The sequence below is a fragment of the Massilia sp. genome (assembly GCF_032106685.1).
GTDB lineage: Bacteria > Pseudomonadota > Gammaproteobacteria > Burkholderiales > Burkholderiaceae_D > Telluria.
Map to the genome: position 1 here is coordinate 238,266 of NZ_DAMCPG010000001.1, position 14,907 is coordinate 253,172.

The following is a 14,907-nucleotide window of genomic DNA, read 5'->3' on the forward strand; positions in this document are numbered from 1 at the left end:
AAAGCTTATTTCACGCGCATTGCCATAGGATATGCATTATTGCTAATTTTTTAGACGAGGATCTTCCATGTGCGGCATTGTTGGCGCGGTAGCGCAACGTAACATCACCCCCATCCTGATCGAGGGCCTGAAGCGCCTCGAGTACCGGGGCTACGATTCCTGCGGCGTCGCCCTGCACGTGGATGGCCGCCTGGCGCGCTCGCGCAGCACCTCGCGCGTGGCCGACCTCGAAACGCAGGTGCAAGGCACCGGCCTGCAGGGCTTTACCGGCATCGCCCACACCCGCTGGGCCACCCACGGCGCCCCGGCCTCGCACAATGCCCACCCGCACTTCTCGCCGAACGAAGACAGCGCGCGCATCGCCCTGGTCCACAACGGCATCATCGAAAACCACGACGAACTGCGCCGCGAACTGACCGAACTGGGCTACCAGTTCCAGAGCCAGACCGACACCGAAGTCATCGCCCACCTGGTCGACCACATGTACAACGGCGACCTGTTCGACACCGTCCAGCAGGCCGTGAAACGCCTGCACGGCGCCTACGCGATCGCCGTGTTCTCGCGCGAGGAACCGCACCGCGTGGTCGCCGCGCGCCAGGGCTCGCCGCTGATCGTCGGCGTCGGCGAAGGCGAAAATTTCGTCGCCTCGGACGCGATGGCGCTGGCCGGCACCACGAACCAGATCATCTACCTGGAAGAAGGCGACGTCGTCGACCTGCAACTGTCGCGCTACTGGATCGTCGACGCCGAAGGCCGCCCGGTCGAGCGTGAAGTGAAAACCGTGCACGCCCACACCGGCGCGGCGGAACTGGGCCCGTATCGCCACTACATGCAGAAGGAAATCTTCGAGCAGCCGCGCGTCATCGGCGACACCCTGGAAGGCGTCACCGGCATCATGCCGGAGCTGTTCGGCGACAAGGCCTATAAGGTGTTCAAGGAAATCGACCGCGTGCTGATCCTGGCCTGCGGCACCAGCTACTACGCCGGCCTGACGGCGAAATACTGGATCGAGTGCATCGCCAAGGTGCCGGTCAACGTCGAGATCGCCAGCGAATACCGCTACCGCGACAGCGTGCCGCACCCGCAGACCCTGGTCGTGACGATCTCGCAGTCGGGCGAAACCGCCGACACCCTGGCCGCGCTGAAGCACGCGCGCAGCCTGGGCATGCCGCACACCCTGACGATCTGCAACGTCGCCACCAGCGCCATGGTGCGCGAATGCGAACTGGCCTACATCACCCGCGCCGGCGTCGAAGTCGGCGTCGCCTCGACCAAGGCCTTCACCACCCAGCTGGCCGCCCTGTTCCTGCTGACGCTGACGCTGGCGCAGGTCAACGGCCGCCTGAGCGACGAAGAGGAAGCCGAGCACCTGAAGCAGATGCGCCACCTGCCGGTCGCGCTGTCGTCGGTGCTGGCGCTGGAGCCGCAGATCATCGCCTGGGCCGAGGAATTCGCGCGCAAGGAAAACGCCCTGTTCCTGGGCCGCGGCCTGCACTACCCGATCGCCCTGGAAGGCGCCTTGAAACTCAAGGAAATCTCGTACATCCACGCCGAAGCCTACCCGGCGGGCGAACTGAAGCACGGCCCGCTGGCGCTGGTGACCGAAGAGATGCCGGTCGTGACCATCGCCCCGAACGACGCCCTGCTGGAGAAGCTGAAGTCGAACATGCAGGAAGTGCGCGCCCGCGGCGGCCAGCTGTACGTGTTCGCCGACGTCGACTCGCGCATCACCTCGGGCGATGGCGTGCACGTGATCCGCCTGCCGGAGCACTACGGAGAATTGTCGCCGATCCTGCACGTGGCGGCGCTGCAGCTGCTGGCGTACCACACGGCGCTGGCGCGTGGGACCGACGTCGACAAGCCGCGCAATCTGGCGAAGTCGGTGACGGTGGAGTAAGCGGCAGCGGCGGCACTGTTGACGCCGCCGTGCCTTTCGCGCGAAGACTTCCCATGCGCTCGGCTGCGACTGCGACCGCTTCGGGGGCTGTCGGCAACAAGCTCCTGAGAGCGCGCAATGTTTGACGAACACCCGTCGGCGCGAACAAGCCTCCTGCTACAGTCGGCTATCCGGGCATCGCCCGGCCCATGTCGACCGATCAGGAGGTTAGCGTGCTTAGAATCAGACGTGTTTGCTGCATGGTGTTATCCGCTGTCGTGCTTTGGCCCGCCGCCGGACAGGCGCGACCGGACTACGCCTATAAAGTGATCCCGCTCGTGCCGTTCACTCCGGGGCAAGGGTCCGGAGTGGCCATGATGATCAATCATCGCGGCATGGTATGCGGCCTGCTTGGCAATGGAGGGTTCTGCTGGTACCGCGGCAAGCTGACGCAACTGACGCCGCTCGCCGGCGACACGTTCGCCTATCCGCTCGGGTTGAACGACAAGAACCAGGTGGTGGGCGTCTCCTATTCGCTTGACCGGCCGCAGCGTGCCGTCATGTTTGTCCAGGGGCGGGCGCGCAGCCTGTCGGTGGCCAATCGCCTGTATTCCGAAGCGAACGACATCAATAACCTGGGCCAGATTGTCGGCGGTTTTTCCGACACGATTGGCCAGTCCATGCCTTACATGTCCTGGCACGGAACGTTGCGCGACCTCGGCACGCTCGGCGCGCCGCGACGCAATGATGCGGGCTTCGGCATCAACGATCGTGGTCAGATCGTTGGCGACGTGGGCAACCCGAACACGCCGCCCGAGATCGGCGCTACGATCGCTTTCCTGCATGAGCACGGCGTCATGCGGGCGCTCGCGACCCCTGCCGGATATGGCAGCCATGCGGTCCGCATCAATCGCTCAGGCCAGATTGTGGGATGGACCGAGAAAATTGGTGGTGATATCGATGGACGCCGGGCCGTCATGTGGAAGAACGGCGCCCGTATCACATTGGTGGATGAGCCCTCCTATGCCAGGGGTGTCAATAATCTCGGACAGGCCGTGGGCGGCGTCTACACGCGCGAGGGTGGGTTCCTGTACACCCCGGGCCGGGGTTCACGCAACCTGAACGAGCTGATCGATCCCGCGTCAGGCTACCGCCTCATTTACCCACGAGATATTAACGACAGTGGCCAGGTAGTCGGCTACGCTTGCAAGGCCGAACTCTGCGGCCCGGTCCTGCTCGACCCGGTGCATAAAGGCCGGAGTAGCCATGGTACCGATACCACTTCGGACGACGCCGGGATCGGGGACGACCGCGAACCGTAGGCGGCTGTCAAACCGGGCGCGGTCGGACGCACCTTGTATCGGCCGCCTCCCCTTAAAACAGCGCCGCCACCGTCAGGCTGAGCGCTTGCCGCGTATGCTCCGGCTGCGCGACGGTGCCCAGGAAGGGATTGTTGGCGTTCAGCGCCACGGCGTCGCTGCGCGGCACTTTGATCCAGTCGACACTGCCGCGCAGTTCCAGGCGCGGCGCAAACGCCGGGCGCAGGCTGGCGCCGAGCCGGACGCCGTGCCCGCGTTTGGTGTCGAGCGAAACCGGGTCGATCACGCCGGAAAACGCGACGTGCATGCGCTCTGGTGTGGAAAGGACGACGGCCGCATCCGCGCCCAGCACGCCGAAGCCAGGCTGCCAGGTTTTGCCGACGCCGGCGATCAGGCGCGCCGAGCGGTAGGTTTCCTGCAGCCCGACGCTGCGGCCGGTGCCGGCGATATCGCGTTGCCACCGGTCCAATTCGAGCGCGGCGCGCAGCGCATATCCGCCACCCCAGGCATAGGCGGCGCCAAGGCGCACGGCGCCCAACGTGGTGGCGGTGCGCGAATTGGCCGCTACCCCGGCCTGGGTCTGGCCGCGGTAGGCGATGTCGTCCCGGTACCAGTCGGCGCCGCCGAATAGCGTCACGTTGCCCGTTTGATAGGACGCCGCGAGTGCGATGCCGGGCAGCCAGCCGGTTTCGCGCACCACGCGATGGCCGGCTGTATCGTATTCGGCGTGCACCACGCCGCGGCCGCTCACGCCGATGCTGCCCTGCCATTGCGCGCTGGCGCTTGGAAGCAGGCATGCCTGCAGCGCGGCGGCGAGGCCGACGCGAAGTAGTAATCTCATGGGTTCCATCAAAAAAATGCCGCCCGCAGTCGGCAGGATGGGCAAGCCGCGCCCGTACAGCGTGGCTTGCCGCCTATGGTGCGATCAGAACGACAGCAGCAGGTCGAGCCAGCTAACCGTCGTCGTTTGCGTGACGGCGCCGCTGGCCTTGTCGCTCAGGTCCAGGCGCACGCCGGAGGCGTTGACCGCGGTGAGCGTGACCGCGGTGGTTGCGCCGGTGACGACCAGCGCACCGGAGCTCGGCATGCTGGCGCCGACGGTCACGAACGGCTGGATATTCCGGACCGTATAGGAGAACTGGCCCAGGCCGCCGGTATTGCCGGACATCGCGAAGTTGGCGGCGCTGGTCACGGTGCCGCTGCGGTTACTGCTGTTCATGCTGAAGTCGCTCAGCGTCCGGGCCGCGACGGTCGTGCCGGAGCGCTGCTCGGTCGTCTGCAGCGAGTTGCCCGACACCGTCAGCGAGCTGTTGCTCGCGCTCGTCTGGTTGATCGCGATCTTCATGTCGCCATTCACGCTGAGCGTTTCGCTGCCGCTGGCGATGCTGAAGTTCTCGAAGCGGGTGTCCACTGTGGCGGACCAGATCCAGGAGTTCAGGACGTCGCCGGTCACGTTCGAGAAGGTGGCCTTGAAGGTGCCGTTCATCATCTCGCCATCTTCGATGCAGCGGTTGGCCATCATGACGATGCTGTCGCCGTTGCTCACCGTTTGCTGGTTGCGCAGGTTGGCCTCGATGGTGATCGAGCCGCCGCCGCTACACGCCTCGGAGACCGACACACCGGTGAGCAACGGCGTCGCGTCGCGGGTATAGGCGCGCTTGACCAGGTCGAGCACCGGCCTCACCGTGCTGATGTTGGACCGCGCGACGCTGACGCCGGTCAGGAGGTCGCCCAGCGAGGACGAGGAATCGTCGATCGCGCTGGCGGCGACGTAGGCGTTGGCCGCGACCTTGGTCGCATTGCTGGCGGTGATCGGCGACAGGGTCGATACCGGACCCGGGTTCGTCGTCGTGCCGCTGCTGCCGCCACCGCCACCGCAGGCGGACAGCAGCAGGGCCGAGCCGAGGGCCAGGAAGAAACGGGGTTTGTGCATGATTTTTCTCTTTCAGGGGCTGCTGTTGTTATGTGTTTCCAGGCCTGGACAGCCATGCGCATGCGGCGATGCCGCGATCGCCGCGGGATCGACGATACGGCGCCGGTCAGGCCTGGCGTTGTTTCGAGTGCGTGTTTGAAATAGTGGCGTGTACTGGGGCGTCGGGATGACGATGCCGGTGTCAAGCCGGAGCGAATGGTAGCTCGTGCCGATGGGAAAAAGACTATCGAATTATCACAATGCAACGATGTGGCTGGCATGCCACGCCGGCGCACGGCGGCGCCCGCCGCCAGTTTTCAGGCTGGCGCCGTCCTGTGAGTCTTGTCGCCGAGCGTGATCAATGGTCCGGACATGCGCGCTTCCCTTACGCCGCCACCGCCAGCAACTCCAGCCGCAGTTCCTTCATCCCGGCCGGCACGTAGATTGAGATCGACTGCGCCTTGAGCATGCGCTCGTACATCTGCCCCTTCGCTTCCAGAAGGAAGTAGCAGGTGTCGGGCCGCACCGGCACCGCGGCCGGCAGTTGCGGCGTGTATTGCAGGCGCACGCCCGGCAGCGCCGAGAGCACGAATTTCTCGACGTCGTCCGGGGCGCCGACCTTGAAGCGCAGCGGCACCACGTCGACCAGTTCGATCGCGGGGATGTCGGCGCTCACCGCGATGTAGAAGGTGGTCTTCTCGTCGATCTTGCCCGAGTCGAGCATGCCGATGTGGTAGCAGGGCCGGTTTTCGCCGAGGGCGATGGCGAAGTACTTGGACGAGATCACGGTGTCGAGCAGCTCGCGGATGATCTGGTGCAGCTTCGTGAAGCCGGGGCCGGGGTCGGCGTGCTGGTAGGGCGGCAGGTCGGCCAGGGTCCAGCTCTTCGAGAAGGTCATCAGGCGTCCTGCCACGCCGAGCAGCTGCTCGTACAGCCGCTCCGGATGCAGGGCCGGGTGATGAAAATGGTGGGTCAGTTCGGCGTAGGCGGCGCTGGCCGTGTGCAGCAGCCAGAACGAGGACATGTCGCCCGAGCGGAACTCGATCACGTTCTTGCTCGGCTCGCGGTGGTGGCCATACAGGGCGCTGACTTTCGCCTGCAGGGCGTCGAGCAGGCGCCGCAGTTGCTGGAACAGCGGCGCCGCCGCGGCCACCGTCAGGCTGGGCGGCACGAAAGCCGGGTCGAGCTCGAAGCCGCCGGTGCTCACGCGGCGCAGGCGCAGCAGCGGAAAGTGGACGTAGGCGTCGCGCGGCTCGAACTCCGAGACCAGGCGCACCGACTTTTTCAGGTAGGCCAGCTGGACCGGGGCGGCGCCGGTGTACAGGTCGGGCGTGTCCTGGTTGGCCTGGACGAAACGCGCCGTGTTCGAGGCCTGGCCCGGCTGGGCGAAATTGCCGCTGAAGGGTTTCAGTCCCGGCAGCGCCACGTAATACGTCACGCTCTGCTGCGACTGCGTCAGCAGGCTCAGGTCGACCGCATCGGGCAGCGCGTCGGCGCCGGGGGCGTCGACCAGTTCGCCGTCCTGGAAGCGCACCGCCAGCTCGACGACGCGCAGCATGTTGCTGGCCAGCGCCTCGCGGTCGAGCTGCAGGCGCTCGACGCCCCAGGCGTAAGGGTGGACCGCCTTGATGCCCTTGTGCAGGCAGTGTTCGTGGTATTCGTCCTGGCGCTGGAAGTGTTGTGGGCGTAACAGGAGGCCTTCGCCCCAAAGTACTTTGCTGCTCATTCCGGCATCCCTCAAGTGGAGCGCCTGGCAACGCCTCCATGGCGGCGTTGCATCGTCTCGCCGTACTTGCGTACTGTCTTCGACGATGCGCCTTGCCCTGAAGGCGTTGCCAGACGCTCTTGGTTGATATAGGTCGAACTTTGCTCACGGAACAATAACAACAGGCAGAAGTTGCCCATGTGAAGTTGCTCAAATGTTCGCGCTGCGCAACGTGGCAACATGCGGTTTGCTTCGCACCGGCCGCGCTAGAAAAGGAGACGCGATGAAAGGATTTACGCCTGGATTATTCGACCGGCTGCTGGGCGTGCCGGTCCGCGCGGGCGCCAATCCGCGCGCGCTGCTCGAGGACATGAAGGACATGGTGGCGCGCGATCTCGAAGCCCTGCTCAACACGCGTTCGGTGTTCCCCGAGGAACTCCTGAAACCCTATCCGGAATGCGCCGCGTCGATCGTCAGCTACGGCCTGATCGATTTTGCCGACCTGTCGCTGTCGAGTCCGACCGATCGCGCCCACATCTGCGCCTGTATCGAAAGCGTCATCGCGCGCCACGAGCCGCGCCTGAAGGACGTCAAGGCTTCGCTCGAGCTGCGCGCCAACAGCGTCAACCGGCTCGATTTCGCGATCACCGCCCTGCTCATCGTGAACGCGGCGCAGGAGACGGTGAATTTCGATGCCGTGCTGCAGCCGTCGACCTTGAGCTACAGCATCAGCAAGGCGGGCCGCGCCGCGCCCGCGGGAGCCTGAGTTGGAGCAATTACTGCCATATTACGAAAGCGAGCTGGGCTACCTGCGCCGCAACCTGCGCGAATTCGCCGAACGCTATCCGAAGATCGCCGGGCGCCTCCTGATCAGCGGCGAGGTCTGCGAGGACCCGCACACCGAGCGCATGATCGAGGCCTTCTCCCTGCTCAATGCCCGTATCGCCAAGCGCCTCGACGACGACTACCCGGAATTCACCGAGGCCCTGTTCGACGTGCTGTATCCGCATTACCTGCGGCCCTTTCCCTCGTGCTCGATCGCGCGCGTGGAGACCGAGGGCGCCCAGGGCGGCGTCAGCGTCATTGCGCGCGGCACGCAACTGGGTACGCGTCCGATCCGCGGCGCCCCCTGCATCTTCCGCACCGTGTATCCGGTGACCCTGGCGCCGCTCGCCTTCAGCCACGCCGGCTTCGACCCCATCGCCAGCCCGCCCGACGCCGTGCGCCTGCCCGCCGGCGTGAGCAGCTGCCTGCACCTCACCCTGCACAGCACCGGCGGCGGCGCCGCGCCGATTCCGGCCCTGCCCGCGCTGCGCGTCTTCATCGACGGCGAGCCCTCGTTCTGCGCGGCGCTGCGCGATGCGCTGTTCATGCGCGGGCTGTGCGCCTGGGCCGAGGCCGACCACAACGGGCGCTGGGTGGCGCTGTCTTCCATTCCGGTGAAGGCCGCCGGCTTCGAGGAGGACGAGGCGCTGATCGATTTCCCGGCCCGCTCACATGCGGCCTACCGCCTGCTGACCGAATACTTCTGCTTCCCCGAGAAATTCAATTTTTTCGATATCGACCTGGCGGCCATCGCCGCCGCCCTGCCGCCGGGCGCCCGCTCGATCACCCTGCACTTGGGGATCAAGGGCATTCGCGCCGATTCGAACACCGCGCGCATGCTCTCGACCCTGTCGACCAACAACCTACTGCTGGGTTGCACACCGGTGATCAACCTGTTCCGCCAGCGCGGCGAACCGATCCGCCTGACCCACGCCAGCGCCAGCTACCCGGTGCTGGCCGATGCGCGCCGCGCCTTTGCCTACGAGATCTATTCGATCGATTCCGTGAACCTGGTGCGCCAGACGCCGCAGGGAGAGACCGTCGTCGAGTTCCGCCCCTTCTATTCGCTGAAGCACGCGCAGACGCCGGAGCAGAACGGCCACTACTGGGCGATGCGGCGCGACGAGGAGCTGATGGAACGCAGCCCGGGCTTCGAGGCCCAGATCTCGATCGTCGACATCGACTTCGATCCGGCCGCGGTCGAGACCGATACCCTGAACATCGACCTGACCTGCAGCAACCGCGATCTGCCCTCCCTGCTCGGCTACGGCCAGCCCGGCGGCGACTTGTTCCTCGAGGGCGGCTCGAACCTGCGCGCGATCGCCTTCCTGCGCAAGCCGACGCCCTCTTATCGCTTCGGGCGCGGGCGCGGCGCCCACTGGCGCCTGATCTCGCACCTGTCGCTGAACCACCTGTCGCTGGCCGAAGGCGGCATCGATGCCTTCCGGGAGATGCTGGCGCTGTACGACCTGCCGCGCTCTCCCGCGTCGCAGCGCCAGATCGGCGGCATCGCCGACCTCGCCCAGCATGCGGCCACGGCCTGGATGTCCGGCAACCCCTTTACTTGCCTGGTGCGCGGCGTCGAAGTGCGCTTGAGCATCGACGAGGAAGCCTTTGTCGGCAGCGGCATCCACGCCTTTGCCCACATCGTCGAGCGCTTCCTGGCGCTCTATGTGCACGCCAACAGTTTTACCCGGCTGGTGGTCGTCTCCAACAAGAACGGTGAGGAATTGCTCTCATGTGCGCCACGAAGCGGCGATTCGAGCCTGCTGTAATCGAACGGCTGTTCCGCGAACCCTACCGCTTCGAGTACTTCCAAGCGGTGCGCGTGCTCGAGCTCTGGCTCAAGCGCAACGGCGCACCGCCGCGCCAGCTGGTCGCCGACTTCCTGCGCTTCCAGAATTCGACCTCGCTGCGCTTCCCGGCCAGCCAACTGGAAGCCATCCAGACCGAGCCGCGCGACATTGCGCGCGACGCCGCCGCGCTCGGGACCGCGCTGGCGGCGAAGCAGCTGAAGTACGTGCGCTTGACGCCCTCCTTCATGGGCCTGCTGGGCGGGAACGGCGTGCTGCCGGCGCACTACACCGAGCGCATCGCCGAGCACCTGTTCAACGAAAAGGACGAGGGCGCGCGCGCCTTCCTCGACACCTTCTCGAACCGTTCGCTGGCGCTGTTCTACGCGGCCTGGCGCAAGTACCGGCTGGCCTTCCAGTACCAGCTCGACGGCCAGGACGCCTTCCTGCCGCTGCTGCTGTCCCTGGCCGGCCTGGGCAATGCATCGCTGCGCAAGCGCCTGTCCAGCCGCGCGGACGGCGCCGTGCTCGACGAATCGATCGGCTACTTCGCCGGCGCGATCCGGCACCGGCCCACCTCGGCCGTGCAGCTGGCGCGCGTGCTGTCGGAATACTTCGGCCATCCAGTGCAAGTCGAGCAGTTCGTCGGCCGCTGGTATGAGGTGCCGCTGGCCCAGCAAACTGTGCTCGGTGGGGAGATCGGCGTGCTCGGCAAGGATGCGATCGCGGGCGGGCGCGTCTGGCAGCGCGACCTGCGCCTGCGCCTGATTGTCGGGCCGCTCGACCATGCCGGCTTCACCGCCTTCCTGCCGGGCGGGATGGCGGCGCGCGCCCTGAAAAGCCTGTTGGCGATGTTCACCGGCATCACGCTCGAATACGAAATCGAGCTGGTGCTGCGCGCGGCCGAGGTGCGGCCGGTGACCATCTCGACCAGCGGCACGCTGGGGCGCCTGGGCTGGGATGCCTATCTCGTCGAGGGCCCGCAGGAACAGGACCGGCGCGACGTGCGCTACGAGCTTCTTGCCGGGTGAGTCGGCGCGTTGTCGCGGCAACCTTCGCCGTCACGTCTGGTCTCAGGTGATCGCTACGGGATTACACGCGAATAAGCAAAATCGTCAAATTCACCAAGCGCATAGCTAATGTGGTTTCACGTGAAACCAACAGTCACCATGAGATATCATTCGTTCTTATAATTGCTAAAAAATCAGCATTACTATGCTATTTAAGAAAGAAATCCAGTATATTATTGCTATAAAATACATTAGTTGAGGTAAAAGTATACTTTAATACAACGCTATATCTGCATGGCGGGCGCCTTCGTGGTATTCGGCGCGAACGTCGCTTCTTGCCGTGTCTGGAACCGGTGTAGCGGATGAGATATCATATTTGTAATAACTAATAATTAAAAGGAACAATATGATCGTCGGAATCGACCTGGGCACGACCAACAGCCTGGTCGCGGTATGGGAAAACGGTGCGCCGCGCCTGATTCCGAACAGCCTGGGCGAGGTCTTGACGCCTTCCTGCGTCAGTGTCGACGACGACGGTTCGATCCTGATCGGCCGCGCGGCGCGCGAACGCCTTCAAACGCATCCCCAGCACAGCGCGGCGAATTTCAAGCGCCTGATGGGCAGCGACAAGACGCTCATGCTCGGCAAGCGCGCGTTCCGCCCCGAGGAATTGTCGGCCCTGATCCTGCGCTCGCTGAAGGAAGACGTGGAAGCCGCGCTCGGCCAGCCGGTGCTGGAGGCGATTATCACCGTGCCCGCCTATTTCTCCGATGCCCAGCGCAAGGCCACGCGTGCCGCCGGCCAGCTCGCGGGCCTGAAGGTCGAGCGCCTGCTGAACGAACCGACCGCGGCGGCGCTGGCCTATGGCATCCACCTGCGCGACAGCGAATCCAAATTCCTCGTCTTCGACCTCGGCGGCGGCACCTTCGACGTGTCCGTGCTCGACTTGTTCGAGAACGTGATGGAGGTACGCGCCTCGGCCGGCGACAACCACCTGGGCGGCGAGGATTTCGTTGCGACCCTGGTCGAGCGTTTTTTCGACGCCGCCAAGGTGCCCGCTTCGCTGCGGCGCGACGCGCGCTTCATGCAGCGCCTGCATGCCCAGGTCGAGCAGGCCAAGCGGTCCTTGAGCGAAGCGCCGCAAGCGACCGTGCGCGTCGGCGATGGCAAGACCGACTACCTCATGGAACTCGACGAGGCGGCACTGGAAAAGAGCTGCGCCACCCTGCTGGCGCGCCTGCGCCATCCGGTCGAGCGGGCATTGCGCGACGCGCGCCTGCCGATCGCCGAGCTGGACAACATCGTGCTGGCCGGCGGCGCCACGCGCATGCCGACCGTGCGGCGCATGGTCGCGCGCATGTTCGGGCGCTTCCCCGCCTGCGACATCAATCCCGACGAGGTGGTCGCGCTGGGCGCCGCGGTGCAGGCCGGCCTGAAGATGAATGACGCCGCGCTCGACGAGGTCGTGATGACCGACGTCGCGCCCTACTCGCTCGGCACCGACACCGCCATCAGCCTCGACGGCGGCGGCATGTCGCAGGGCCACTTCGATCCCATCATCGAGCGCAACACCGTGATCCCCGTGAGCCGCGTCAAGCGCTACTATCCGATACAGGACAACCAGGCCGTAGTCGAGCTGAACATCTTCCAGGGCGAAGCGCGCATGGCGGCCGACAACATCAAGCTGGGCCAGCTGAAGATCAAGCTCACGCCGGCGCCGCGCGACGAGAACCCGGTCGACGTGCGCCTGACCTACGACGTCAACGGCCTGCTGCAGGTGGAGGCGACGCTGGTGCGTACGGGAGAAGTGCACACCCTGGTCATCGAGGGTAATCCGGGCCTGCTCAGCGAGCAGGAAATCGCCCAGCGTTTCGCGGCGCTGTCGGAACTGAAGATCCATCCGCGCGACAGCATGGAGAACCGCACCTTGCTGGCGCGTGGCGAGCGCCAGTACCAGCAGTTGCGCGGCGCGGCGCGCGAGGAATTGGGCCAGCAGATCGTGCATTTCGAGCGCGCACTCGAATCGCAGGACCGCCACGTCATCGCACCTGCGGCCGACAGGTTCCGGCAAGTGCTCGAGTATTTCGAGCACCAGAGTTTCCTGCTACCCGAAGACTGAAGGATGGACGCAACCCACGACTTCCTGCTCGCGCTCGGGCTGGACGAGACGGCCGGCGTGCGCGAGGTGCGCCGTGCCTATGCGCGCAAGCTCAAGCAGATCGACCAGGGCCTGGACCCGGCCGGTTTCCAGGCCCTGCGCGACGCCTACGAAAGCGCGCTGGCCTGGGCCGAGTACCGCGAGCGCGAGGCGGCGCAGGAGAGCGGGAATGCGGCGGCAGCGGCCCATGTCCCCGAACCGGAACCCATACCCGCCGCCGTGCCGGCAGGCTCGCCGGAAGCGGTGCCCGCCACCGGATTGGAGGCCGTAGCGGAGGCTGTAATGGAAGCCATACCGGAACCGGCCATGGCGCCGGCGCCTCCCGACCGGCCGCAGGAAGAACAACTGGCCGCCCTGGTTTTTGAGCGTCTGGGCCAGGGCGCGGCCGGGCTGGCCGAACAGGGCCGCCTGGACGATCCGCATGCCTGGCGCGCGCTGCTGCTGGCGCGGCTGGGCGACGCGGAGCTCGACAGCATCGCCGCGCGCACGCTGTTCGAGGAACGCATCGTGCACGTGCTCGGCCACGGCTGGTATCCGGGCAACGAGGCCCTGTTCCCGGCGGCGGTGGACGTGTTCGACTGGGCCGCGGACCGGCGCCGGCTGGCGCTGTTCGGCCATACCGGCAACCTGCTGAACCAGGCCATCGACGAGCGCGCGCTGTTCGATACCCAGCCGCCGGTGAAGCGCGGCGTGCAGGAGCGCATCGCCGCGATCCTGCGCCGCCAGGAACCGGCCAGCGTGCAGGAAGTGCTCGACCACATGGACGAGCTGGAGAACATCGAACTGCGCTTTCCGGCGCTGCTGGCCGTGGTCGCCGATACCGACAAGATCGAACACTGGCGTACGGTCCACGCCGAGCACGCCGTCGACATCGAGCCGCCGCCCGGCACCAGCAAACGGGAACGGCTGGCGCGCTGGTTCATGTACCTGGTGTTCTTCTTTGTCGCTTTCTTCGTGTTGCACGCGTTGTACGACATGGCACGCAAGCCGGCGTCCGCGCCGCCCGCGCCGCCGCCGATCCAGGCCAGCGCGCCACCGCCACCGGAACTGATAAAGCAGCACCTGGCGCCCGTGCGCTATACGCCGACCCGTGCCGGTACGCTCTCGGTCACGTATGAAGTATTCCTGCTCGACGACGGCACGGTAAATGCCACCGACATGATCGAGCCATCGTCGGGCGACCCGGATTTCGACATGGCAGTCGCGCGCGCGATCCTCGACGCCAAGCCGTTTCCGCCAGGCGTGTCGCGCATATTCCAGGTCACCATATCGGGAAGCAGCGCGCCCGCGAAGCCGCAGCTGCCGGCGGCCGAGCCGCGTGCGCGTGCCCGGCCGGCTGCCATTGCTCTGAGCGATGCGCCGGCCGATGCACCGATCGATGCGCCAGCTGGCGCGCCGGCCGGTGCCGGGGAAGCGCCGCCGGTTCCGGCGCCGGAACTGTCCACAACGGTCCCAGCGATGCTGGAAGAGTAATCGGCCTAGACGATCCCGCCATTCACCCGCAGCGTCTGCCCGTTTACCCACTCGCCCTCCGGCCCGACCAGGAAGGCGACCGTATTCGCGATGTCCTCCGGCGTGCCGAGGCGTTCGAGCGGGGCGGCCTGCGCCAGGCGGGCGACCAGCTCGGGCGGCTTCCCGTCCAGGAACAACTCGGTGGCGGTCGGCCCCGGCGCCACGCACATCACCGAGATGCGCTTGCCGCGCATTTCCTTGGCGAAGATGTTGGTGAAGGTTTCGATCGCCGCCTTGGCGCCGGCGTAGACGGCATAGCCCGGCAGCGCAAGGCCGATGGCGCTGGTCGAGAAATTCACGATGCGCCCGCCATGGCGCAGGCGCGTGGCGGCCAGGCGCAGCATGTGAAAGGTGCCGCGCGTGTTGATCGCAAAGATGCGCTCGTAGAGCGCGTCGTCGGTATCGGCCAGCATCGTCGTGCCGGGCTGGATGACACCGGCGTTGTTGATCACGACGTCGATGTCTCCGAACGCCGCCTGCGCCTCGTCGAACAGGCGCCGGGCGTCGCCGGCCTGGGCGACGTCGGCCTTGATCGCCACGGCGCGGCCGCCGGCTGTCCCGATCTCGGCCACCACTGCCGCGGCGTCCTGTATCCGGCTGGCGTAGTTCACCGCGACCGCGAAGCCGTCGCGCGCCAGGCGCAGGGCGATCGCGCGCCCGATGCCGCGCGAGGCGCCGGTGACGATGGCCGCTTTGCCGTTTCCTGTTCCTGCCGATTGTGCTGCGTATGTCATCGTTTTTCCTTGTTGGATCGGATGCGAGCAGTGTAGATCTTTCGTCTTGCTGAATAAATACGC

The 14,907-nt window shown here is 66.0% G+C and carries 11 protein-coding genes; 7 read left to right on the forward strand and 4 right to left on the reverse strand.

Going from position 1 to position 14,907, the window contains the following annotated elements:
- Positions 1 to 67: 67 nt before the first annotated feature.
- Both glmS and RT688_RS01070 read left to right on the forward strand, forming a co-directional pair.
- Positions 68 to 1,897, forward strand: coding sequence for a glutamine--fructose-6-phosphate transaminase (isomerizing) (glmS, locus tag RT688_RS01065; protein WP_313703000.1), 1,830 nt, complete (start codon positions 68 to 70; stop codon positions 1,895 to 1,897).
- A 353-nt stretch (positions 1,898 to 2,250) separates the two neighbouring features.
- Positions 2,251 to 3,198 (forward strand): hypothetical protein, encoded by a 948-nt coding sequence (locus tag RT688_RS01070; protein ID WP_313703001.1) that lies wholly within the window; start codon positions 2,251 to 2,253, stop codon positions 3,196 to 3,198.
- A gap of 52 nt (positions 3,199 to 3,250) precedes the next feature.
- On the opposite strand, the gene RT688_RS01075 is transcribed toward RT688_RS01070, so the two are convergent.
- From RT688_RS01075 to tssK, 3 genes are all read right to left on the reverse strand, one after another.
- Positions 3,251 to 4,081 (reverse strand): hypothetical protein, encoded by an 831-nt coding sequence (locus RT688_RS01075; protein ID WP_313703002.1) that lies wholly within the window; start codon positions 4,079 to 4,081, stop codon positions 3,251 to 3,253.
- 39 nt (positions 4,082 to 4,120) lie between these two features.
- A complete protein-coding gene (locus tag RT688_RS01080; protein ID WP_313703003.1) occupies positions 4,121 to 5,128 on the reverse strand; it encodes a hypothetical protein in 1,008 nt (335 codons plus the stop codon).
- Between the two features lie 364 nt (positions 5,129 to 5,492).
- Complete coding sequence (gene tssK / locus RT688_RS01085; RefSeq protein ID WP_313703004.1) at positions 5,493 to 6,833, reverse strand: type VI secretion system baseplate subunit TssK; 1,341 nt, start codon at positions 6,831 to 6,833, stop codon at positions 5,493 to 5,495.
- 262 nt (positions 6,834 to 7,095) lie between these two features.
- Between tssK and tssE the strand changes: the two genes are divergently transcribed.
- The 5 genes from tssE to RT688_RS01110 all read left to right on the forward strand — a co-directional run bounded on the left by tssE (position 7,096) and on the right by RT688_RS01110 (position 14,071).
- Positions 7,096 to 7,578 carry a type VI secretion system baseplate subunit TssE gene (tssE, locus tag RT688_RS01090; protein WP_313703005.1) on the forward strand — a complete coding sequence of 161 codons (483 nt, stop codon included), beginning with the start codon at positions 7,096 to 7,098 and terminating at the stop codon, positions 7,576 to 7,578.
- A 1-nt stretch (position 7,579) separates the two neighbouring features.
- Positions 7,580 to 9,412, forward strand: a complete 1,833-nt coding sequence (tssF, locus tag RT688_RS01095; protein WP_313703006.1) for a type VI secretion system baseplate subunit TssF — start codon at positions 7,580 to 7,582, stop codon at positions 9,410 to 9,412.
- On the forward strand, positions 9,376 to 10,461 hold the full coding sequence (tssG, locus tag RT688_RS01100) for a type VI secretion system baseplate subunit TssG (protein WP_313703007.1): 1,086 nt from the start codon (positions 9,376 to 9,378) through the stop codon (positions 10,459 to 10,461). Before tssF ends, tssG begins: the two co-directional genes overlap by 37 nt.
- 385 nt (positions 10,462 to 10,846) lie before the next feature.
- The gene (locus RT688_RS01105) at positions 10,847 to 12,559 is read left to right on the forward strand and encodes a molecular chaperone HscC (RefSeq protein WP_313703008.1); all 1,713 of its coding nucleotides are present in this window, start codon (positions 10,847 to 10,849) and stop codon (positions 12,557 to 12,559) included.
- A 3-nt stretch (positions 12,560 to 12,562) separates the two neighbouring features.
- On the forward strand, positions 12,563 to 14,071 hold the full coding sequence (locus RT688_RS01110) for a TonB C-terminal domain-containing protein (RefSeq protein WP_313703009.1): 1,509 nt from the start codon (positions 12,563 to 12,565) through the stop codon (positions 14,069 to 14,071).
- A 5-nt stretch (positions 14,072 to 14,076) separates the two neighbouring features.
- On the opposite strand, the gene RT688_RS01115 is transcribed toward RT688_RS01110, so the two are convergent.
- A complete protein-coding gene (locus tag RT688_RS01115) occupies positions 14,077 to 14,844 on the reverse strand; it encodes an SDR family oxidoreductase (RefSeq protein ID WP_313703010.1) in 768 nt (255 codons plus the stop codon).
- Between the last annotated feature and the right edge of the window lie 63 nt (positions 14,845 to 14,907).